General features: G+C 72.1%; 18 protein-coding genes. 5 read left to right on the top strand and 13 right to left on the bottom strand.

Going from position 1 to position 20,745, the window contains the following annotated elements:
• Positions 1-64: 64 nt before the first annotated feature.
• From ACZ4E1_RS04910 to ACZ4E1_RS04900, 3 genes are all read right to left on the bottom strand, one after another.
• On the bottom strand, positions 65-1,111 hold the full coding sequence (locus tag ACZ4E1_RS04910; RefSeq protein ID WP_467535891.1) for a LacI family DNA-binding transcriptional regulator: 1,047 nt from the start codon (positions 1,109-1,111) through the stop codon (positions 65-67).
• Between the two features lie 36 nt (positions 1,112-1,147).
• Positions 1,148-2,116: an acetylxylan esterase gene (locus ACZ4E1_RS04905; RefSeq protein WP_467535889.1), complete on the bottom strand. Its 969-nt coding sequence runs from the start codon at positions 2,114-2,116 to the stop codon at positions 1,148-1,150.
• Between the two features lie 95 nt (positions 2,117-2,211).
• Positions 2,212-3,156: a pirin family protein gene (locus ACZ4E1_RS04900; protein ID WP_467535887.1), complete on the bottom strand. Its 945-nt coding sequence runs from the start codon at positions 3,154-3,156 to the stop codon at positions 2,212-2,214.
• Positions 3,157-3,275: 119 nt separating this feature from the next.
• Here ACZ4E1_RS04900 and ACZ4E1_RS04895 point away from each other — a divergent pair, with 119 nt between their 5' ends.
• Positions 3,276-3,761 carry a carboxymuconolactone decarboxylase family protein gene (locus ACZ4E1_RS04895; protein ID WP_467535885.1) on the top strand — a complete coding sequence of 162 codons (486 nt, stop codon included), beginning with the start codon at positions 3,276-3,278 and terminating at the stop codon, positions 3,759-3,761.
• A gap of 50 nt (positions 3,762-3,811) precedes the next feature.
• On the opposite strand, the gene ACZ4E1_RS04890 is transcribed toward ACZ4E1_RS04895, so the two are convergent.
• Positions 3,812-4,312, bottom strand: a complete 501-nt coding sequence (locus ACZ4E1_RS04890; RefSeq protein WP_467535883.1) for a hypothetical protein — start codon at positions 4,310-4,312, stop codon at positions 3,812-3,814.
• A gap of 114 nt (positions 4,313-4,426) precedes the next feature.
• On the opposite strand from ACZ4E1_RS04890, the gene ACZ4E1_RS04885 reads away from it, so the two are divergent.
• The gene (locus tag ACZ4E1_RS04885) at positions 4,427-4,858 is read left to right on the top strand and encodes a RidA family protein (protein ID WP_467535881.1); all 432 of its coding nucleotides are present in this window, start codon (positions 4,427-4,429) and stop codon (positions 4,856-4,858) included.
• Here the strand turns inward: ACZ4E1_RS04885 and ACZ4E1_RS04880 are convergent.
• A complete protein-coding gene (locus tag ACZ4E1_RS04880) occupies positions 4,792-5,421 on the bottom strand; it encodes a GNAT family N-acetyltransferase (RefSeq protein WP_467535879.1) in 630 nt (209 codons plus the stop codon). The two genes, ACZ4E1_RS04885 and ACZ4E1_RS04880, sit on opposite strands and share 67 nt — an antisense overlap.
• A 213-nt stretch (positions 5,422-5,634) precedes the next feature.
• Between ACZ4E1_RS04880 and ACZ4E1_RS04875 the strand changes: the two genes are divergently transcribed.
• The 3 genes from ACZ4E1_RS04875 to ACZ4E1_RS04865 all read left to right on the top strand — a co-directional run bounded on the left by ACZ4E1_RS04875 (position 5,635) and on the right by ACZ4E1_RS04865 (position 10,825).
• The gene (locus tag ACZ4E1_RS04875; protein ID WP_467535877.1) at positions 5,635-6,639 is read left to right on the top strand and encodes an ABC transporter ATP-binding protein; all 1,005 of its coding nucleotides are present in this window, start codon (positions 5,635-5,637) and stop codon (positions 6,637-6,639) included.
• Positions 6,636-7,991 carry an ABC transporter permease gene (locus tag ACZ4E1_RS04870; protein ID WP_467535875.1) on the top strand — a complete coding sequence of 452 codons (1,356 nt, stop codon included), beginning with the start codon at positions 6,636-6,638 and terminating at the stop codon, positions 7,989-7,991. Before ACZ4E1_RS04875 ends, ACZ4E1_RS04870 begins: the two co-directional genes overlap by 4 nt.
• 77 nt (positions 7,992-8,068) lie before the next feature.
• Positions 8,069-10,825, top strand: a complete 2,757-nt coding sequence (locus ACZ4E1_RS04865) for an alkaline phosphatase family protein (protein WP_467535873.1) — start codon at positions 8,069-8,071, stop codon at positions 10,823-10,825.
• Between the two features lie 53 nt (positions 10,826-10,878).
• On the opposite strand, the gene ACZ4E1_RS04860 is transcribed toward ACZ4E1_RS04865, so the two are convergent.
• From ACZ4E1_RS04860 to ACZ4E1_RS04825, 8 genes are all read right to left on the bottom strand, one after another.
• Entirely contained in the window at positions 10,879-12,114 is a 1,236-nt protein-coding gene (locus ACZ4E1_RS04860) for an NADH:flavin oxidoreductase (protein WP_467535872.1), read from the bottom strand.
• Between the two features lie 134 nt (positions 12,115-12,248).
• Positions 12,249-12,917 (bottom strand): GntR family transcriptional regulator, encoded by a 669-nt coding sequence (locus ACZ4E1_RS04855; protein ID WP_188340733.1) that lies wholly within the window; start codon positions 12,915-12,917, stop codon positions 12,249-12,251.
• A gap of 94 nt (positions 12,918-13,011) precedes the next feature.
• Complete coding sequence (locus ACZ4E1_RS04850; RefSeq protein ID WP_467535870.1) at positions 13,012-13,719, bottom strand: aspartate/glutamate racemase family protein; 708 nt, start codon at positions 13,717-13,719, stop codon at positions 13,012-13,014.
• Positions 13,720-13,842: 123 nt separating this feature from the next.
• On the bottom strand, positions 13,843-14,862 hold the full coding sequence (locus ACZ4E1_RS04845; RefSeq protein ID WP_467535868.1) for a DUF6282 family protein: 1,020 nt from the start codon (positions 14,860-14,862) through the stop codon (positions 13,843-13,845).
• Entirely contained in the window at positions 14,859-15,920 is a 1,062-nt protein-coding gene (locus ACZ4E1_RS04840) for a sugar phosphate isomerase/epimerase family protein (protein ID WP_467535867.1), read from the bottom strand. The genes ACZ4E1_RS04845 and ACZ4E1_RS04840 overlap by 4 nt, the downstream gene beginning before the upstream one ends.
• 45 nt (positions 15,921-15,965) lie before the next feature.
• Positions 15,966-17,444 (bottom strand): MFS transporter, encoded by a 1,479-nt coding sequence (locus ACZ4E1_RS04835; RefSeq protein ID WP_467535866.1) that lies wholly within the window; start codon positions 17,442-17,444, stop codon positions 15,966-15,968.
• Positions 17,445-17,720: 276 nt separating this feature from the next.
• Positions 17,721-19,094 carry an MFS transporter gene (locus ACZ4E1_RS04830; RefSeq protein WP_467535865.1) on the bottom strand — a complete coding sequence of 458 codons (1,374 nt, stop codon included), beginning with the start codon at positions 19,092-19,094 and terminating at the stop codon, positions 17,721-17,723.
• Between the two features lie 437 nt (positions 19,095-19,531).
• The gene (locus tag ACZ4E1_RS04825; RefSeq protein ID WP_467535863.1) at positions 19,532-20,743 is read right to left on the bottom strand and encodes an amidohydrolase family protein; all 1,212 of its coding nucleotides are present in this window, start codon (positions 20,741-20,743) and stop codon (positions 19,532-19,534) included.
• Positions 20,744-20,745 lie beyond the last annotated feature (2 nt).

Below are 20,745 nucleotides of genomic sequence, written 5' to 3'. Positions count from 1 at the left end.
TCAGCCGCGCCACCCGCACGGTCGAGGGGAGCCGGGCCGACCCCGGCTCCCCTCCCGGGCATGGTCAGGCCCCACCCGGCGGGCGCGTGCTCGCCCGCACGATGAGTCGCGGTTCCACGAGGATGTGCTCGGCCTTCCGGGCGCGGCCCTCGATGTGGTCGACCAGGAGCCCGATGCTCCGGCGTCCGATGGCGGCGAAATCCTGACGGACCGTCGTCAGCGGCGGAGGGAAGTACTCGGCCTCCGGGATGTCGTCGAAACCGGCTACGGCCACCTGCCCTGGGGTGCGGATCCCGCCCTCGCGCAGCGCCCGCAGGACGCCGAGCGCCATCTGGTCGTTGGCGACGAAGACGGCCGTGACCGGTGCCGCCCCGCGGCGGGCCAGGGCGAGTCCCGCGAGTTCCTGTCCCGCCCGGTACCCGGACAGCGGGCTCCAGTCCCCCGCCAGTACGCGCGGAGGCCGGATGCCGTTCTCCTCCAGGACCGCGCGCCACCCCGCGGTTCGGGCCTCGCTCTCCAGCCAGTCCTCGGGCCCCGCCACGTGCCAGACGGTGCTGTGCCCGGCGGCGAGCAGGTGCTCCGTGACCATGCGGGCGCCGCGCTCCTGGTCGAGGGAGACTCCGGGGAGGTCGAGCTGGTGGCTGCCCTCCACGGTGACCACGGGGAAGGGCGCGTCCAGCTCGGCGAGCGCGTGGATGTGCGCGCGCTGCGGGGTGATGGCGACAACGCCCTCCACGCCCCAGGACGCGAGGTGGTCGACGGCGTCCTTGAGCCCCTGCCCCGCTCCGGTGGGCAGGCTGACGGTCGAGACGAGGTAGCCCTGCTCCCTGGCCGCCGCCTCCAGGCCGGTCAGGGTGCTGGCGGGCCCGTACAGGGCGGTGTTGACGGCGATGACGCCCAGGGTCCTCGTGCGGCGCGTCACCAGCGCGCGTGCGGCGGAGTTGGGGCGGTAGCCGAGCCGCTCGATGGCCAGGGTGACCTGTTCCCGGGTGGCCGGGCGCACATGGGGGTGATCGCTCAGCACCCGGGAGACGGTCTGGTGGGAGACGCCCGCCTCTCGTGCGACATCGGCCATCGTCGGCGGGCGGACGTCTTCCGCGGGATGCGCCATGTTCCCCTCCCCTCTCTCCCCCGGCCACCCGAGGCGTCAGGCGTACGACCGCAGCCAGCGCAGCTTGGCCGCCTCGTGGTACGGGCCGCCGCCCTCGTGGTCGTTGAAGTCGTAGACCTCGATGGCCTTGTCGGGGCCCGCCCAGGCGTTGAACGCCGCGAAGACGGTCGACGGCGGGCAGGTCTCGTCCTCCAGCGCCACCGAGAACAGCGCGGGCGCACGACCGCGGGCGGCGAAGTGGACGCCGTCGAAGTACGACAGCGTGCGCAGGGCGTCCTCGGTGCGGCCCCGGTGCGTCCTGAGGTAGAGACCGACCTCGCGGTACGGGTGCCGGTCCGTCAGCCTCGTGGCGCGGGGGAAGTCGCACAGGAACGGCACGTCCGGCGCCACCGCGGCCAGGTCCGGCAGCAGGCCGCCCACGGCGACGGTGATGCCGCCGCCCTGGCTGCCGCCGAGCGCCACGGTCCGCGAAGCGTCCGTGAGCGGGTGCGATCGAGCCGCCTCCACCGCACGTACGGCATCGGTGAACACGCGCCGGTAGTAGTAGTTCTCCGGGGCGTCGATGCCCCGGGTCATGAAGCCGGGGTAGGCCGAAGCGCTGCCCACGGGGTCGGCCGTGCCGCCACCGCCGCCCCAGACGCTGCCCTGCCCCCGGGTGTCCATCACGAAGTGGGCCCGGCCGCTGGACGCCCACAGCAGGTTCTCGTGGGGAAGACCGCGCCCGCCGCCGTACCCGATGAACTCCACGACCAGCGGCACCGGTTCCGACGTCTCGGCCGGCAGCCGCAGCCAGCCCTTCACCGGGTGGCCGCCGAACCCGGCGAAGGTCACGTCGTAGACCCGGACGGTCGACAGCCCCGCGTCGACCGGCTCGAAGCGGGCGTCCAGGTCGAACTCACGCGCCTCCTGAAGCGTCTTGGCCCAGAAGGCGTCGAAGTCCTCGGGGGCGACCGAGTCGCTTCGGTACGCGCGGAGTTCGTCGAGGGGGAGGTCGAAATGGGGCATGCGGGGCCTCCTTCGGCAGGCGGGGTGATCGACCACACCGTACGTGGAGCGCGCACAGCCGACCAGAGTCCGGGCCCGACCGCGAAAAGTCCAGGTCAGTGCACCTGACCCCGCGCCTTCAGCCGGGTCCCCGGCAGCTCCGGGGCGGGCAGCCGGTCGCCGTCGTAGCCCCTCACCTCGCCGAAGCGGGTGCCCGACATCCAGTCCTCCCGCGCCTGGCGGATCTCCTCGTCCGCGCGCCCCACGAAGTTCCACCACATCACGATGTCCTCCCCGAAGGGCGGGCCGCCGATCAGGATCGCCCGGGCGGTGTCGTCGGTGTCGTTGGTGAGGGTCACCGTGGCGGCGCCGGGTGCGAGGTAGCCCAGCTCGGCTCGCTTGAGGGGCGTCCCGGCGAAGGTGACCGCGCCCTCGTCGACGAGCAGTCCGTGCTCGAAGGCCGGGTCCACGTCGAGGGTGACGCTCGCGCGCGGGGCGAGCAGCAGCTCCGCGCCGAGCAGCGGGGTGAACGTCCGCACGGGCGAGGTGGAGCCGGCGAGAGTGCCGAGGAAGACGCTGATGTCGGCGCCGTCGATCCGGACGCGCTCGGGGGCGTGATGCTGGAAGTCAGGGGCGGTGTGCCGGTGCCGGTCCGGCAGGGCGACCCACAGCTGGACGCCGTGCAGCACGGTGGTGGCCGGGGTGGAGACCTCGGAGTGGCTGATGCCGTGGCCGCTGGTCATCAGGTTCAGCTCGCCCGGCCGGACCATGGCATGGGAGCCGAGGCTGTCGCGGTGCTCGATCTCGCCGCTGAACAGCCAGCTCACCGTCTGCAGTCCGGTGTGCGGATGCGGGGCGACGACCATCCCGCCGGTGTCGCCGACGTCGTCGGGACCGTAGTGGTCGATGAAGCACCAGGCCCCGATCAGCGTCCGGGCCCGCTGCGGCAGCGTCCGGCGCACGTTCATGGCGCGCGGGCCGCCCAGGGGCACCTCCCGCGCGGTGATGACCTCAGCCCGCGGCGCGGCAGGATCGGTGTCCGTACCCTCTGTGACGCTCATCCTCGCCCTCCCACCCTAGCTAGTTTCATATTCAACAATTATGCTTGATCATACGACGCGGGACCCGCACACGCCAGCAGCGGCGGATCGGTGCCCGACTCACCCCACAGGAGAGCAAATTGAGCGACACGGCAGCCGGACCCGAGCCGCGCGTCTTCGTCGACAAGCAGAGTCCCAAGGCCTATCACGCGCTGGTCCAGACGTCGGACGCCGTCCGCACGACAGCGGCGGACGCGGGCCTCGACCGCATTCTGGTCGAGCTGGTGAATCTGCGCGTGTCGCAGATCAACGGCTGCGCGTACTGCCTCCACGTCCACACCCGTGCGGCGCTGCGGGCCGGCGAGACCACGCAGCGCCTCGGGGTGCTGGCCGCGTGGCGTGACACCGAGGTGTTCACCGAGCGCGAGCGGGCGGCGCTGGCCCTCGCCGAGGCGACGACGTCCCCGGCCGACGGCGCCGCGCAGGACATCGCCTACGCGCAGGCCCGCGCGGTCTTCACGGACGACGAACTCTCCGCCGTGGTCTGGGTCGCCATCACCATCAACGCGTTCAACCGCGTCTCGATCCTGAGCAAGCATCCGGTGCGGCCGAACCCGGCGTCGTAGCCGGCTGAGGGAGACGGCTGAGGGAGCGGCCTCGCTGTCGACGCCGGGTTCTACCCGTGCCCTGACGCCGCGAACACGACGCGGCAACGGGCCCGTTCGGGATGGTCCCCCTCCGAGCCCAGGAGCAGGACCGCGCGCGGATTGCTCTCGTCGACGCGTTCGCACAGATCGGCGGTGGCGAGAAGGAGATCGAGGAGGGCGGGCGGCGACGGGGTGCCGGGGTCGGCCGCGACGCGGAGCAGGAACGGCAGCGCGTCGGGCATCGCCGCGCTCACGTGGAACACACCGCACACGAGGACGTTGGTGAGCACCCGGGCGGCCTCGTCCGCCGCCCTCGGGTCGAGCAGCCCGCGCAGCAGGGCCGGGAGCTCCGCCGGACACCCCGGGATCGCGGCCCAGTCGACGGCCTCGCTTCCGGCGAGGGCGGGGTGGGGTGGGGTGCCCCGGTCGCGTCGCGTGCAGGCGGGTACGCCTCGAGAAATCGCGCGACCTGCGCCGCCTTCGCGGCCTCGTCCAGCGTGCACATGGCCGGCCCCCTCCCTCTCGCTCACCTGCTCGTCACCTCACACGGGGGCCAGGCTAGCCGCAGGCGATGCCGAGAGCGCATGGCAGGCCTGCGGAATACGCGCTGGTGCGACCGGGTGTCGGCGGGTGAGGATGCGGGCGTGGACGAGAAGAGCACAGAGAACGAGAAGCAGCAGCAGGCCCGGCTCACGCACATCGCCGCTCCGGAGGGCGTCGCGCCGGGGACGGGGTACACCCAAGTCGTCAGCGGGGCCGGGAGGTTGATCGCGGTCTCGGGGCAGATCTCCGTGGACGAGAAGGGCGAGCTGGTCGGTGAGGGGGACGCCGGCGCGCAGGCCCGTCAGGTCTTCGAGAACCTCAACCGCTGCCTCGCGGCGGCCGGCGCGACCTTCGACGACGTCGTCAAGCTGACCTTCTACGTGACCGACGTGGCGCATCTGCCCGCCGTGCGGGTGGCGCGCGACGCGTACGTGGACGTGACACGCCCGCCGGCCAGCACGGCGGTTCAGGTGGCGGCGCTGTTCCGGCCCGAGCTGCTGCTCGAAGTGGAGGCGTGGGCGCTGGTTCCCTGACCGTCCGCGCGCTCGCGTACGTGGAGATGGCCCTCCCCCGGCTTCCCCGGGAGCGGGGGGAGGATCTCCGCCAGAGCGAAGCCCGCCTTCTGCGCGACGCGGCAGGACGCCGGGTTGCCCACGTTGTGGATCAGCTCGACGCGGGCCAGGGCGGGAGTGGTGAACGCCCAGTCCGCGAGCAGGGTGACGGCTCGGGCGGCCAGACCGCGCCCCCGGGCCGGTGCGCCGATCCAGTAGCCGACCTCGGCCACCGGGCCGGTCCCCCCGGGGCGCTTGAGGACCAGGTGGCCGGCCACCTCGCCGTCCGCGACGACGGCGAACGCGAACCGCTCCCCCGACGACGCGCGCTGCTCGGCGATCCACCGCCGTGCGCCCGCCGTGTCGGTGACGCGGTGCGTCGTCCAGCGGCGCAGCTGGTCCTCGTCCATGAGGGCGGGGAGCACGGCCGCGTCGGCCGCCGCCCAGGGGCGCAGGGTCAGATCCCCGGAGCCGATGACGAGTCCGTCCGTGTCGATGACAGTGTCGTGGTCCGTGTCCGTGCCGGTGTCCATGTCCGTGTCCATGTGCCGGATGCCACCCCTCGGCTGTCGTACCGTGTTCCGTCGCGTGTGCCTCGGCGCAGCGTAACGAGGCCGCCCAAGTGACGGCGCGCCCGGGTGATTTGACGATGGCTTGAAGGGCCATCCATTTCCTGTTCCATGAGTGTTCTCCGCGCCGTCCCTGACGCCGCAAGGTGCCGTCCCTAGGGTCCTTGAGGGCTTGTCAGGAAGGGACTCATGGACACACCTGAGGCGATGGACACTCCGGAGGCGGACGCGGCGGCGGTACGGGCCCGCGGCGTCACCAAGACGTTCGGCGACGTGGTCGCCCTCGACGGCGTCGATCTGGACGTGGCCCGCGGGCGGATCCACGGGCTCGTGGGGCCCAACGGCGCGGGCAAGACCACCCTGCTCGGGCTGTTGCTCGGGCTCGCGCTCGCCGACGACGGACGCCTGGAGATCCTCGGCGTGCCCGTGGGACGGACGCTCGCCGTGGGCGACGGCGTCGCCGGGTTCGTGGACGGCCCCGGTCTGTACCCGTCACTGACCGCGCGCCAGAACCTCCGCGCCCTGGCGGCCCTGCGCGGCGGTCCCGCCCGGCCCTCGGAGGTCGACGACGTGCTCGCGGAGGTCGGCCTGACGGACGTCGCCGACGACCGCACGCGCGGCTTCTCGCTCGGCATGCGGCAACGGCTCGGCCTGGCCGCCGCGTTGCTGACCCGCCCCCGGCTCCTCGTCCTCGACGAGCCGGCGAACGGCCTCGACCCGGCGGGCAAGCGCAAAGTGCACGGTGTGCTGAAGCGGCTGGCCGGCGAAGGGGTCGCGATCGTGCTGTCGAGCCACCGCATGGACGACCTGGAGGCGCTCTGCTCCGAGGTGACGATCCTCGCCGCCGGACGCGTCGTGTTCACCGGTCCCCTGGCCAAACTGGCCGCCGAGAACCGCGAGCTGGACTACCGGCTGCGCACGTCGGACCCTGCGCGCGCCCGGAGGCTCGCCGCCGAGGTACCCGGCGTCCGGCCGCACACCGGTGAGGACGGCGGCCAGGACTCCGAGGTCCTCGTCCTCGGCGCCCGGACGGAGGCCCTCGACGCGCTCGTCGCCCGCTGTGTGCGCGGCGGCGTCGCCGTACGGGAGCTCGCGCCCGTCGTCTCCCCGCTGGAGGCGGCCTTCCTCGCCCTCACCACGCCCGACCCGGACAGCGAACCGGTGGACGCCCCGACCGAGGAGGCCGGCCGATGAGTGCCGTCGCGCTCGCCCCCGACAACGTTGCCGCTCCCCGGCCCGCCCTGTTCCTGCGGGGCCTGCGCTTCGAGTGGGTCAAGCTCCTCTCCCAGTGGCGCATCCGGCTGCTGCTCCTGGCCTGCTGGCTCGCCCCGGCGCTGTTCGTCGCGGCGGTCTCCGCGCAGGGCACGCTGCCGACCGACACCCTGTTCGGCCGCTGGATGCACGCCTCGGGCTGGGCGGGGTCGCTGGTGATCCTCGGTTTCGCCGGCTCGTGGGCGCTGCCGCTGCTGACCTCGCTGGTGGCCGCTGACGTGTTCGCCGCCGAGGACCGGCTCGGCACCTGGCGGCATCTGCTCGTCGCGGTGCGCTCACCCCGGCGGATCTTCGCGGCGAAGACGCTCGCGAGCCTCGGCGTGCTGCTGCTGCTCGTGACGGGCCTGGCCTGTTCCAGCGTGCTCGGCGGCCTCCTCGCGGTCGGGAACCAGCCGCTGGTCGGCCTCGACGGACACCAACTGGCCCCCGGCGACGCCGCGCTCCGGGTGCTGCTCGCCTGGCTCTGCGCCCTCGCGCCGACCCTCGCGCTCGCCGGCGTCGGTCTCCTCGGCTCCGTGGCCCTCGGCCGCTCCCCCATGGGCCTGCTGCTGCCCGCGCTGGTCGCGCTCGTGACGCAGCTCGCGCAGATGCTGCCGGTGCCGGTCGCGGTGCGCGCGGCGCTGCCCGGTTACGCCTTCATCTCCTGGAACGGCCTGTTCACGGCCCCGGTCCAGCTCGCCCCGCTCCTCACCGGTGTCCTCGTCGCCCTGATCTGGGCAGCGGCGACGACCGCGCTCGCGTACGTCCTGTTCGTGCGGCGGGACTTCACGGATCTGACCTACGACGGGGCGGGACGCCTCGCGATCACGCTGGGCGCCCTGCCCCTGGCCGGGCTCCTCGCCGGCTCGGTGGCGGTCGTCGGCGCCGCGAGCCCGGCCTCGGGCTCGGGGATCACGCAGCCGAAGGTCGAGCGTTCGGTCGCCGTGGCGTTCGGCCATCTGTACCGGATGCAGACGCGGCAGTTGCACCGGCCCGCCGTCACCGAGGCGCAGTTGAAGACGTCCGCCGCGTGCTCCAAGGGCGACGTTCGGGACGGCGCCGAGGGCGCGGGCAACGACTGGCGCTGCGTCGTCTCCTGGCACCTGCCCGGGCTGCGGGCCACCGGTTCGGCGATCTACCAGCTCGACGTCACCCCGGACGGACGGTACGTGGCGGACGGCGACGGGCCGAAGGAAGTGAACGGCTACTTCCTCGTGCGCACCGCCGAGGGCGACGCCGCCAACCCGCTCTGGCAGTTCGACGGCAACGTCGAACTGCTCGCCGCCACCCGTTGATCCGGCCGTCCGCGCAGCCCCCGAACCAGCCACCTCCCACACCCCTCGCACCCCCTCGAACCCCTGAAGGGACAACCATGCAGGTGACACGTCGTCGTCGGGCTGTGGAGAGAGGCCGGTCCGGTCTCCTGCGCAGACCCGCAGGCCGTCGCACCCCCTTGGTCCTCGCGGGCATCTGCGCCCTCGCCCTCGCCGCCACCGGCACCGCGCTGGCCTCCACCACCCAGTTCGGCGAGGACCGGGTCGGGCAGGTCACCGACCGCGGCCAGGTCGTCTCCGCCGACCAGTACATCGACCCGTACGGCGAGCGGCTCGTCATCGACAACGGCAAGATCATGTCGTCGACGGTCAGCCCGGACGGGAAGCACCTCGCCGCGTCCCTCGCCGACGGCGGCTCCGCCCTCGGCGTCGTCGACCTCGACGACTGGAAGGTGCGGCAGCTCGTGGGCAGTGGCGCCGCCTCCAAGCCCCGGATCGCGTCCAACGAGGTGGGTCAGGAAGGGCCCACGTACTCGCCGGACGGGAAGCAGCTGTGGCTGGGCCAGACCGACGGCTACACGCGGGTCACCGTGACCGACGACGGTTCGGTCACCGATCCGACCACGATCAAGCTCCCGGTCGACGGGGCCAAGCACGCGCTCGTCGCCGAGCCCGTCTTCTCCGCCGACGCGTCCACCGTGTACGCGGCGGTCAACGGGCAGAACAAGGTGGTCGCGCTCGACGCGGCGACCGGCGCCGTCCAGCGTTCGTGGGCCGTGGGCAACGCCCCGCGCGACATGGTGCGCGTCGGCGACAAGCTGTACGTGAGCAACGAGGGCGGGCGCCCCGCCAAGCCCGGTGAGAGCACCGTCAACTCGTACGGCACCCAGGTGCCCGCCGACCCGAGGACCGCCGCGACGACGACGGGCACGGTCAGCGTGATCGACCTGGCGCACCCGTCCTCGGACGCCGCGAGCATCGACGTGGGGCTGCACCCGACGGCGCTGTACGCGAAGAAGGGCGCGCTGTTCGTCACGAACACGGCCACCAACGACGTGTCGGTCATCGACACGGCGAAGGACAAGGTCGTGCAGACGATCGCCACCCAGCCGTGGCCGGAGGCCTCGGTCGGCTACGAGCCGGACGCGGTGACGCTCACCGACGACGGACACCTCCTCGTCACCCTGGGCCGGGCCAACGCGGTCGCCGTCTACCGGTACACGAGCGCGCAGGAGCCGGTCGGCTACGTGGGTCTGATCCCGACGGACTACTTCCCGTCGGAGATCACGACCGTCGGCGACCAGGTCGTCGTCTCGAACACGCGCGGTGTCGACGCCCGGCGTCCCACCGCGGCGGCCGGTCACGGCACGCACGACACGACGTCGAGCCTCACGCGGTTCGAGCTGCCGAGCGACAGGACGATCAAGTCGCTGACGGGCAAGGTGTTCCGGCAGAACGGCTGGACGCGCGGCGCCGTCAGCAAGGCGACCGAGGGCAGCACCCCGAAGCCCGTGCCGGTCCCGGCGCGGCTCGGTGACCCGTCGACGATCAAGCACGTGTTCCTGATCGTGAAGGAGAACCGGACCTACGACCAGGTCTTCGGCGACGTCGAGAAGGGCGAGGGCGATCCCGCGCTCGCCCAGTTCGGCGAGAACGTCACGCCGAACCAGCACGCCCTGGCGGAGCAGTTCGGCCTGTACGACAACACGTACGACATCGGCACGAACTCGGCCGAGGGCCACAACTGGCTGATGCAGGCCGACAATCCGGAGTACACGGAGTCCTCGGCCGGTGCGTACAAGCGCAGTTACGACACCGAGGACGACGCACTCGGGCACCAGCGCACCGGGTTCATCTGGACCGGGGCGCAGGCGGCCGGCAAGTCGGTGCGCAACTACGGCGAGTTCCAGCAGTTCCTGACGAAGCCGGCCGACGCGAGCTGGCAGAACCTGTACTGCGACGCGAAGAACATGCGCTCCACGGGCGCGGGCACCGCGTACAAGCTGGTGTCGTCCTCGCCGATCCCGTCGCTCGACGAGGTGTCGGAGCACGGCTTCGCGAAGTTCGACACGGCCGTGCCGGACATCTACCGGGCCGAGATCTGGAAGCGTGACTTCGAGAAGAACGGGCCGAAGAACCTCAACATGTTCTGGCTGTCCAGCGACCACACCGGCGGGCCCGCGGGCGCGGCGGCGCAGGTCGCGGACAACGACCTGGCGACCGGCCGGATCGTCGACACGATCTCGCACAGCAAGTACTGGAAGGACTCCGCGATCTTCGTGGTCGAGGACGACTCCCAGGCGGGCCTGGACCATGTCGACGGGCACCGGGCGCCGGTGCAGATCATCAGCCCGTACGCGCGGCGCGGTGTCGTCGACAGCCGCTACTACACGCAGATCACGATGATCCGCACGATCGAGCAGATCCTCGGCATCCACCCGATGAACCAGAAGGACAGCGCGGCCACGCCGATGCGCGGGGCGTTCACCCAGCGCCCCGACGTCACGCCGTTCACGGCGCTGCCGAACCGGACGCCGCTCACCGACGGCCTCAAGACGCCGCCGTCCTGCGGCCTGGACACCCCGGCCGCGCAGAACCCGTCGGCGGCGGCCGTGCCCACGCTGAAGGTGCCGGCCGAGCGGCGGGAGCTGGCGGCGACCTGGGACCGCTGGAAGGCCAAGCAGCGTCTGACCGGCCCGAACGCCACCCCGGACTTCGCGAACCCCGCGCAGATGAACCACTTCACGTGGTACGAGACGCACGGGTGGAAGAAGCCGTACCCGGGTGAGAGCAAGCTCTACGCACCGGACGACGTCCCCGGCGCGTTCCTCCCCTCCGCGGAGCGCGACGGCTGATCCTGCGGACCGTCCGGCTGCGCAGGGGCGGTGACGCCGGGACTCCCCCGGTGTCACCGCCCCTGTTTCGCTGTCCCCTCCGTCCCCTCCGTCTTCTCCGGCTTCTCCGGCTTCTCCGGGCAGTGGGTGCCGCGGTAGATGGTCGGCATGCAGCGGTTGCAGTGGATGCACAGGGAGGGGGTCGTGCGGTCGCGGGCGATGCGTGCGACGAGGTCAGGTTCGCGCAGCAGGGCGCGGGCCATGGCGACGAACTGGAAGCCCTCCTTCATGGCCAGCTCCATGGTGTCGAGGCTCGTGACGCCGCCGAGCAGGGTGAGCGGCAGGTCGAGGTCGGCCCGGAAGCGGCGCGCGTGTTCCAGGAGGTACGCGTCCTCGTACGGGTACGTGCGCAGGAAACGGTCGCCGAAGAGGCGGATGCCGAGCCGCTGCGGGGCGGGGAACTGGGCGGCGAACTCCTTCAGCGGGGCGTCGCCGCGGAAGAGGTACATGGGGTTGAGCAGGGAGCTGCCCGCGGTGAGCTGGAGGGCGTCGAGGCCGCCGTCGTCCTGGAGCCAGCGGGCGACCTGGAGGGACTCGTCGACGCCGAGGCCGCCGGGCACGCCGTCCTTCATGTTGAGTTTGGCGGTGATGGCGATGCGGTCGCCGACGGCGTCGCGGACGGCGCGGGCGATGCCGCGGGTGACCTCGGCGCGGTGGGCGAGGCTGCCGCCGTAGCGGTCGGTGCGACGGTTGAGTCTGGGGCTGAGGAAGGCGCTGGCCAGGTAGTTGTGGCCGAAGTGGAGTTCGACGGCGTCGAAGCCGGACTCGACGGCGAGCCGGGCGGCGTCCGCGTGGGCCCGGGTGACGCGGGCGATGTCCTCGGCGGTCGCCGCCCGGGTGCGGCGCAGGCCGACGGGGCTAAAGCGGCTCTGCGGCGCGAGGGCGGGCAGCCCGGTGGAGGAGGCGTCGGCGACGGGTCCGGCGTGGCCGAGCTGGGCGCAGGCGGCGGCACCTTCGGCGTGCACCGCGTCGGTGAGGCGGCGCAGACCGGGTACGGCTTCCGGGCGCATCCAGATCTGGCGGCGTTCGGTGCGGCCCTCCGGGGCGACGGCGCAGTAGGCGACGGTCGTCATGGCGATGCCGCCGGCCGCGTGCCGGCGGTGGAAGTCGACGAGGTCGTCGGTGACGAGCGCGTCGGGGGTCATGCCTTCGAAGGTGGCGGACTTGATGACGCGGTTGCGCAGGGTGAGCGGGCCGAGGCGGGCGGGTGCGAGCGGGTCGGGGGCCTGGTGCGGGCGGGGCTCGGGCATGGGGGTCAACCTCCTGACGGGTCAGGCGAGTTGCGTGTCGAGGGAGTGCGGCACGGCATGACAGCACGCCGCACCGCACTTTTCCATCGCCGCGTCCCGACGGCCGGGACCACCTACGCCGTCGGCCGCACCGGTCAGCTGTCGAAGAGACCCTTGAGGGTGCGCTCGCGGGAGGCGCGTACGTGGTCGCGGGCCGCGGTGGCGGCGGCCTCGGGGTCGCCGGCGACGATGGCGGCGGCCAGGGCCTCGTGCTCGGCCTGGATCATGCCGAAGTCCTCGACCTTGCGGCGCAGCCAGTCGACGCGGCCGACGATCGGCTCCAGGGTCTCGGCCAGCAGCTTGTTCCCGGCGAGGGCGGTGATCTCCTCGTGGAGGCTGGAGTTCGCGTCGTGCACGGCGGAGGCGTCCCCGGCGCCCGCCGCGTCCCCGGCCCGTTCGGTGGCGGCCGAGAGCCGGGTCGGCGCGCCCTCGGCGACGCGCTCGGCGGCCTGTCGCGCGGCGAGCACCTCGAGGGCCTCGCGCAGGTCGTACAGCTCGGAGACCTGGCGGCGGTCGAGGGTGCGCACGACCACGCCGCGGGTGGGCAGATGCTCGACCAGACCCTCGTGGTGCAGGATGCGCAGCGCCTCGCGGACCGGCAGCCGGGACACCTTGAACTGCTGGGCGAGTTCCTGCTCGACGAGGCGGGTGCCGGGCGGCAGGGTGCCGTCGTAGATGCTGTTGCGCAGGTGTTCGCGGACGATGTCGCGCAGCGGCTTCTTGTTGCGGTACAGCTTCGAGGACGATGAGGACGAAGTCGTCACGGGTCTCTGCTCACACTCGTTCGACGGACCGGGGGTGCCAGTCTGGGCCTGACGGGCCTGTCTTCGCCAGGCCGGGGCGCGGTGCGGGCTCGGTTCAGCCGCCGGCGGGCGCTCCGAGCAGGTCGAGGACGAGGGCGGCGGCGCTGGGGACGGGCTCGACGATGTCCACGAGGCCGAGTGCGGCGAGCCGGCGGGCGGCGTCGCTGAGCGGACCGCCCGCGATGATCACGGCCTCGGCGCCGTCCCGGTCGACGCAGGCGCGGACGGCGCCGGCTAGTTCCTCGTACTGCTGGTCGGCGGAGGCGGCGAGCAGCAGCGGGTCGGAGGGGGTGAGGCGGACGCCGGTGAAGGCGGCGGCGTGGCCGTGCCGGGCGACGAGCTCGGTGAGCGAGTCGACGAGCAGCGGGGTGCTGGTCGCCATCCCGAAGGGGCGGCCCCCGGCGGCGGCCTTGTGGACGGAGGCCTGGCCGATGCCGATGACGGGGACGTCGATCTCCTCGGCGAGGCGGTCGCGGGCGGGGTCGCCGATGGCGGCGACGATCACGGCGGCGACGGGCGGGGCGCCGGTGTCGGCGAGCCGGTCGCGGACGGTGTCGACGACGTGCTGGGCGGATTCCTTGAGGGTGATCGGGTCGGTGATCATCGCGGGGCCCCGCCCGACGGTACGGCCCTCCACCGTGAGTCCCGCGGGAGCCAGGCGGGTCCGGGCCAGCTCGGCCATCATCGAGGTCGTGCCCCGGTTGGTGTTGGGGTTGACGAGCAGGACGGTCCGGGTTCCGGTGTGCGGCGCGTGCGGGGGCAACGGAGGGGCCCTTTCGTTGGGCGCCCGAGCGGGTTCGGGCGTGGGGTGACGTGAGCGTCCCATGATGACGGCGGGGGCGGCGGGGAGGCCGGGCGGGCCCGGCCTCCCCGTGCGGCGCGCGGGCTACTCGCCGAGGTCGAGCAGGCGGTCCGGGTTGCCCTTGACCATGGTGATGATCTCGTCGGGCTTGAACTCGAGGTCGAGCAGCGAGCTGATGAGGGTGCGCATGCCCTCGACGGGCGTCGGGCCGGAGCGGATGCCGTAGTCGGTGCCGAGGATGAAGTGCTCGACGCCGATCTCGCGGATCTGCCGGGCCCAGGGCATGATGCCGGTGAACTCGGGGGCGTTGGCGATGCCGGCGATCTCGTCGGCCCACTCGCGCTCGACGTAGTAGTTGGTGCGGGGCAGGCCGCGGTGGAACATCCAGTCGGAGACGGCGCCCTCCAGGTAGACACCCCTGGCGGCGAGCTCCTTCTGCTGCTCGGTCGTCATGCGGCCGCGGCACGGGTGCGCGACGACGATCTTGCGGATGCCGGCGGCCTGCGCGAGCTCGACGAGCCGGAAGGCCTCCGGGACGGAGAGGTGCCCGGTGTTGAGGTGGACGTCGGGCCGCTCGGCGATCAGCCCGAGGATCTCCTCCAGGTCCCCGGGGACGGGACCCTCCAGCGGGATGCGGATGGCGCGGGACAGCTCCTGCTCGGCGAACTTGGGGTACTGGTCCTTGAACGGCACGGGCTTGCCGTCGACGTAGGAGCCCTCGTGGCTGGCCATGAAGTGAGTGCAGTGCGCGCCGAAGTGGACGAACTTGGCGCCGGCGCCGTAGTGCAGGGCGGTCTTGACGGCGCGCGGGTTCAGGCCGCCGAGGACGGAGGTCATGATGATGCCGCCGAAGATCTCGATCCCGGGGACCTGGCGCTTCACCAGCATCGAGGTGCCGTTGCTGATGCCCATGGTGTGGTCGTAGTAGACGAGGGACTTCATACCGGCGTCCCGTGCCTGCTCGGCGATGGCGAAGGGGTCGAGGCGGCCGGGGCAGGACTTGAGCCACGGGCCGGCGTGGACGTGGACGTCGCTGACGCCGCGGATCAGCTCGTCGGGCAGGTCCATGGAGCGTTCTTCGGAGGTCTCGTACAGAGCGGTCACTTGGCGTTCTCCTCACAGATGGCACGGATGTGGGCGGCGCTGTCGCGGATCTGGCGCACGGCCTCGGTGTAGCCGAAGGGCTGTGCGGCGTAGGTCTCCAGGTCCGGCAGTTCACCGGCGGCGATGCGCTGTTCGTAGGCGCGGACGGTCTTGAGGTAGGCGGCGAACTCGGCGGTGGTCAGGTCGGGGTGGGCGTGGAGGAACTCCTCGTCGTAGATCTCCAGGAGCCACTTCTCGGGGCTGCGCGGGCGGTCCTCGTACGATTCGTAGGTCTCCAGGGTCAGGTTGAGTCCGGGGTTGGCCTCCATGAGGATGGGGAGGACCTGGGTGAAGTCGACGACGCCGGTTCCGCAGGGGCGCAGCTGGTACCAGAGGCCCTCGTCGCCGTGGGCGAGGTGGGCGTCCTTGATGTGGGTCTGGCGGACGTAGGGCGCGACGCGGCGGGCCGTCCGCACGGGGTGCTCGACGCGGTGCAGGGCGTTGGCGGTGTCGTAGACGATGCCGACGACGTCGGGTCCGACGGCCTCGGCGAGGCGGACCAGCTCGAAGGAGGTGATCTCCTCGTGGGTCTCCAGGTTGATGTGGACGCCGAGGTCTCGGGCGTAGGGGGCGAGCCGGCCGAGGAAGCGCTCGGTGGCGGTCAGCTGCTCGTCCCAGGTGACGTCGGTGCGGAAGCGGTCCCAGGCGAGCCGGCCGTGGTACTGGGGTTTGACGAGGGCGGTGGAGCCCCACAGTTCGCGGCAGTCGATGGCGGCGGCGGCCTCCATCATGCGGCGGAAGCCCAGCAGGGTGTCGCCGTCGCCGATCGCCCGCAGTTCGGGGGCCTCGGGGATGGCGAAGGGGTTGACCTTGCCGAGGCCGGTCTCCAGGTAGAGGCCGAGGTCGTCGGCCTGCGCCCGCAGGGTGCGGAGCTCGGCGGCGTCGAGGGTGGGGCTCAGGTCGAGGACCGAGCGGAAGAAGACTCCGTCGAGGCCCAGTTCCCTGGCGTGGGCGAGCGTTCCGCCGGGTCCTCGTTTGGCGGACTCGGGGATCTTCAGCCCGTCGATTCCGATGCGCACGGCCGTGTCCAATCCTTGGGTCGGTGAAGGAGCTGTCGTGGGTGGTCAGTTCTCGTCGTGGAGTTCCTCGAGGGAGCGGCCGAAGGTCTCGGGGCCGAAGGGCACGGCGACGAGGACGACGGCGCACATGACGGCGACTAGGCCGAGGAGTGCGGTGGGGCCCATGGAGCCGAGGAGGGCGCCGGCGACGGGTGGCAGGAGCGCGCCGCCGATCATGCCGAGGTTGGAGATGACGCCGATGCCGAAGGCGCGGACGCGGGTCGGGTAGAGCTCGGGGCACCAGGTGGAGATGGAGCAGTTGGCCCACCAGGAGAAGAACTCGAAGAGGAAGCCGAGGATCAGGATCTCGGTCGCCCCGTCGGCCAGGAACGGGAAGGCGAGGGCGGAGGCGCAGGAGAGCGCGGCGGCGACGGCGATGGTGGGCTTACGCCGGAAGCGGGTGTTGAGGTAGGTGGCGAAGAGGGTGCCGGTGACCGCGCCCATGAAGATGATCATGGTGAAGGTGAGGCTGGTGGCGACGGGGTAGCCCCGGTCCACGAGGAGCGTCGGCCAGAAGGTGAGCAGGACGAACTGGGCGCCGAACAGCGCGGCGGTGCAGGAGCCGAGAACCGCGGAGTTGCGTCCGAGGCGACCGCGCAGGATCTCCGTCCACTGGGCCTTCTCCTCGCTCAGCCTGAGGCCCTCGGGCAGGTAGCTGGTGACGGCGAGGCCGCGCGGGTTCATCTTCCCGGAGGCGAGGACGCTCAGCGCGCGGTTGGCGTCGGCGGTGCGGGCCTTGGAGATGAGGTAGCGCGGGGTCTCCGGCATGTGGCGCCGGGTGCAGAGGACGAGCAGTGCCGGGAGGCAGAGCAGCACGAACACCCAGCGCCAGCCGGCCTCGGGGCCGCCGAGGAGGGCCGGCAGGTGCGGGCCGATCCAGCCGACGGTGAGCAGGCCGAAGAGGTACGCGGCCGGGTTGCCGAGGCCGCCCGCGCCGACCTGGAGCAGGGAGATGGCGGTGCCGCGGAACTGGGTGGAGGTCATCTCGGCGAGCAGGGTGAGGCCGACGACGAACTCACCGCCGAGACCGAGCCCGACGACGATCCCGCCGGCGACGAGGACCTCGAAGTTCGGTGCGAGGGCGCAGATCAGGGCGCCCAGGCTGTAGAGCGCGAGGTTGAAGTTGAACATGGTCTTGCGGCCCTTCAGGTCACTGAGCCGGCCGGCGAGCGCGGCTCCCACGTACATCGCGCCGAAGGTGGCGGAGGCGAGGAAGCCGATGCCGGTCGAGCTGACGCCCCACTGCTCCTTGAGGAACGGGGCGACGATCCCGACGGTGTTCTGCTCGATGACGTCGAAGAAGGCGCCGAAGACGACGATCGAGAGGATCACCTTGTGACAGCGGTTGGTGCCGATACGGTCCATGGCCTGGGCCAGCAGGTGCTGGGCCCGGCGCTGGTCGTCGGCGCCGGATGCGGCGGGGGCGACGGGGGTGGGGGCGGCGAGGTTCAGGGGCGGTTCTGGTTCCGAGCGGAAGTGCGTCATCGCGGGCTCCTTTGAGCTCCGGGCACGGGGCGTGGCGTGAACCTGGGGCTCCGGCCCGGGCGAGGACGCCGGGGGCCGGAGCCGTTCGAGGGGTGGTCCCGGTGTGGAGCGGCCGGGGGTTGCCCGGCGCGTCTGACACCACCGTTCCGCGGTCCGGAAGCAGCATTCCGACCCCGCTTGGGATCCCATAGTGCTCTCACGGAATCCGGGGGTCAACACTTGGGATCCCATTTATCGGATCCCCGGCGGGACGCGCTCCAGACCTCTGACAGTCATTCAACAGACTGTTGAGACACCGGAGTTGAGAGCGAGGAAGAAGTGAAGGGAGCCTTCTCCTGCTTGATGAACAGGAAGATGAGCACCACGCCGATCAGCTCCACCCCCGCGATGACCAGCAGGCCCAGCGAGTAGGAGCCGGTGTTCGCCTTCATGGCGCCGAGGAACTGGGGCGCGAACCAGCCGGCGAGATTGGCGCAGGAGTTGATGAGCGACGCCCGCGGCGAGCGCGGTGCCGGAGAGGTAGCGCGGCGGGAGGCTCCAGAAGACCGGGATCGCGCCCATCGTGCCGCAGGCGGACAGGGCCAGGGCGGCGAGCACACCGAGCGTGCTGCCCGCCGACTGGGCCGCGGCGGCCAGCACGAGCCCGACCGCGCCGGTCGCGGCGGCCCAGGCCGTGTGCCGGCGCGCCTCGCGGCGCCGGTCGGACCACCAGCCGTTGACGGGCATCCCGACCCAGCCGAGCGCGAAGACGCCCGACATGATCCAGCCGAGGGTGGCGAGGTCGGTGAATCCCGCGTCGGCGACGAGGCTCGGGCCGTAGAAGGACAGCGTGGCGTTGCTGGTGATGACGCAGAACAGGGTCAGGATCAGCACCCAGGTCGTACGGAGCCGCAGGAGCCCGCGCAACGAGTGCTCGCGGTCGCCGCCCACCTCGGCCTCGCGGCTCAACTCCCGCTCGACGAAGGCGCGTTCGTCCGGCGTGAGCCACTTGGCCTCGCGCGGGCGGTCGGTCAGGAGGAAGAAGGTGAGCAGGCCGAGGAGTACGGACGGCACGCCCTCGATGACGAACAGCCACTGCCAGTCGGCGTGGCCGAGCAGGCCGTCGGTGTGCTCCATGATGAATCCGGCCAGCGGACTGCCGATGAGCATGGCGAGCGGCGAGGCCGACATGCAGACGGCGACGGCCTTGCCTCGCCGGTGCGCGGGGAGCCAGTACGTCAGGTACAGGATGATGCCGGGATGCAGTCCGGCCTCGAACGCGCCCTGCAGGAACCGCAAGGCGTAGAAATGCCACGGGGCGGTCACCCAGGCCATGGCGACGGAGACGACGCCCCAGCCGAGGGCTATGCGCATGAGGGTCTTGCGGGCACCGATCCTCTCCAGCAGCAGGTTGCTCGGCACCTCGCACAGGAAGTAGCCGAGGAAGAAGATGCCGGCGCCGGCGCCGTAGACGGCCTCGCTCCAGGACAGGTCGTCCAGCATGGTCAGCTTGGCGAAGCCGACGTTGACGCGGTCCATCCAGGCGATGACGTAGACGATCGTGATGAAGGGGACGGTCCGCAGGACGACCCGCCGGAAGACGCGGTCACGGTGCTGCGGGTCCAGGGGTGCGGTGTGTGCGGTGCGGGAGTTCGGTGCGTGCTCGGCCATGCCCTGCTACCACCTTTTCTCCGCGGAGTGCTCCGCGGAATGCTCCGGGGAAGCGGAAGGAAGGAGTGCGCGCGGGCCGGGCGCCGGGCGTCTCGGGACGCGGGTCGGGGCCGGCGGGCGCGCGCGAGGATGGTGGGCCGGCAGGCCGAAGGGTCCCGGCGGGCGAGGGTGGGCCGGCAAGGCGCTTCGGCGAGGGCGTCACTGGCCCCGACCGGGACGCCGGAGATCCTGGCGTCGCTGCGACCGGGCGGGGCTACTGCCCGACTGTGGGGCCTCGGGTTCCGGGGCGTCAAGAGCCGTGCGGGAACAAGCCCGAGCGCCGGAACCAGTCGTTCCGGCGCCCTGTGCGCGGGGCCGCCCGGCGCACGCGTCCGGCGGGACGGTGCCGTCGTCACGGTGCCGCCCCGCGCGGAAGCGGAACCAGGTGTCGGGCCTTGTCAGACCCCGATGACCGCCAGCTGGTCGGCGACGACCACGCCGTCGTGCAGGACGGTGCGGTCGGTGCCGCGGTCCATGACGGCGCTGCTCGGGCTCTCGCCGTCGACCAGGAGGAGGTCGGCGCGGTCGCCCGCCGCGAGTCCGGGCCGGTCGGCGATCCCCTTCAGGCGGGGCACGTCGTGGTCCATGATCGAGGCGCCGCCGAGGGTGGCGACGGCGAGCGACATCTCGATGAGCTCGTCGCGCCGGTAGTTGTTGGTGAAGGCGAGCTGCCAGGTGCGGTCGAGCATGTCGCAGTTGCCGTACGGGCTCCAGTAGTCGCGCTGGCCGTCCTCGCCCAGGCCGACGCGGACGCCCGCCTCGGTGAGGTCCGCGAGGGAGAGCTGGTTGCTCACCGAGGGCGCCACGGTGGCCATGGCGACGTCGAGTTCGGCGAACTCGTCGATGAGGCGGCGGCTCACCGACTCGCTGATCGAGCCGAGTTCGTAGGCGTGCGAGAGGGTCACCTTGCCCTGCATGCCGAGGGCGCGGGTGCGCTCCAGAATGAGGTCGGTGGAGAACACGCCGAGGTGGCCGGGCTCGTGGAGGTGGATGTCGACCTCGACCTGGTACTTCTCGGCGAGGCCGAAGACGATGTCGAGGTGCTGCTTGGGGTCCTTGTCCAGGGAGCAGGGGTCGATGCCGCCCATGACGTCGGCGCCCGCCTTCAGCGAGGCCTCCAGGTAGTCGACCGTGCCCTTCTCGCGCAGGATGCCGGCCTGTGGGAACGTCATGATCTGGACGTCGGCGCGGCCCGCGAACTTCTCCTTCGCGGCCACGACCGCGTCGAACTTCTCCAGCTTGCAGTCCACGTCGACCTGCGCGTACGAGCGCACCCGGGTGGTGCCGCGGGCGATCATGCGCTCCAGAGTGCCGGCGACCCGCTCGGGCAGCGGGACCTCCGCGGTGCGCCAGTTCTCCCGGTCGTTCATCGTCATCGTCCACACGCCGGGACCGCCGGTGTGCGGGCGGAACGGGAGGCCGATGCGGGTGGAGTCCAGGTGGACGTGGACATCGCTGAAGGAGGGCAGCAGGAGCCGGCCGCGGCCCTCGACGACCTCGCCTGCCGGGGCGGCGGCCGGGTCGTGGGGGCGGATCGCGGCGATGCGGGTGCCGGACAGCTCGACGTCGCTGCGCTCGCCGCCCCAGGGGCGGACGTCACGGATCAGCACGG

The sequence above is a fragment of the Streptomyces sp. NPDC025806 genome (assembly GCF_055558275.1).
Note: the sequence above shows the minus strand (reverse complement) of the source record. Positions and strands in the feature narration are given on the sequence as shown.

Excerpts from the sequence above, each read along its gene's own strand:
- ACZ4E1_RS04910 (WP_467535891.1), bottom strand. The coding sequence starts at position 1,111 with ATGGCGCATCCCGCGGAAGACGTCCGCCCGCCGACGATGGCCGATGTC.
- ACZ4E1_RS04905 (WP_467535889.1), bottom strand. The coding sequence starts at position 2,116 with ATGCCCCATTTCGACCTCCCCCTCGACGAACTCCGCGCGTACCGAAGC.
- ACZ4E1_RS04900 (WP_467535887.1), bottom strand. The coding sequence starts at position 3,156 with ATGAGCGTCACAGAGGGTACGGACACCGATCCTGCCGCGCCGCGGGCT.
- ACZ4E1_RS04880 (WP_467535879.1), bottom strand. The coding sequence starts at position 5,421 with ATGGACACGGACATGGACACCGGCACGGACACGGACCACGACACTGTC.
- ACZ4E1_RS04875 (WP_467535877.1), top strand. The coding sequence starts at position 5,635 with ATGGACACACCTGAGGCGATGGACACTCCGGAGGCGGACGCGGCGGCG.
- ACZ4E1_RS04870 (WP_467535875.1), top strand. The coding sequence starts at position 6,636 with ATGAGTGCCGTCGCGCTCGCCCCCGACAACGTTGCCGCTCCCCGGCCC.
- ACZ4E1_RS04865 (WP_467535873.1), top strand. The coding sequence starts at position 8,069 with ATGCAGGTGACACGTCGTCGTCGGGCTGTGGAGAGAGGCCGGTCCGGT.
- ACZ4E1_RS04860 (WP_467535872.1), bottom strand. The coding sequence starts at position 12,114 with ATGCCCGAGCCCCGCCCGCACCAGGCCCCCGACCCGCTCGCACCCGCC.
- ACZ4E1_RS04835 (WP_467535866.1), bottom strand. The coding sequence starts at position 17,444 with ATGACGCACTTCCGCTCGGAACCAGAACCGCCCCTGAACCTCGCCGCC.
- ACZ4E1_RS04830 (WP_467535865.1), bottom strand. The coding sequence starts at position 19,094 with ATGGCCGAGCACGCACCGAACTCCCGCACCGCACACACCGCACCCCTG.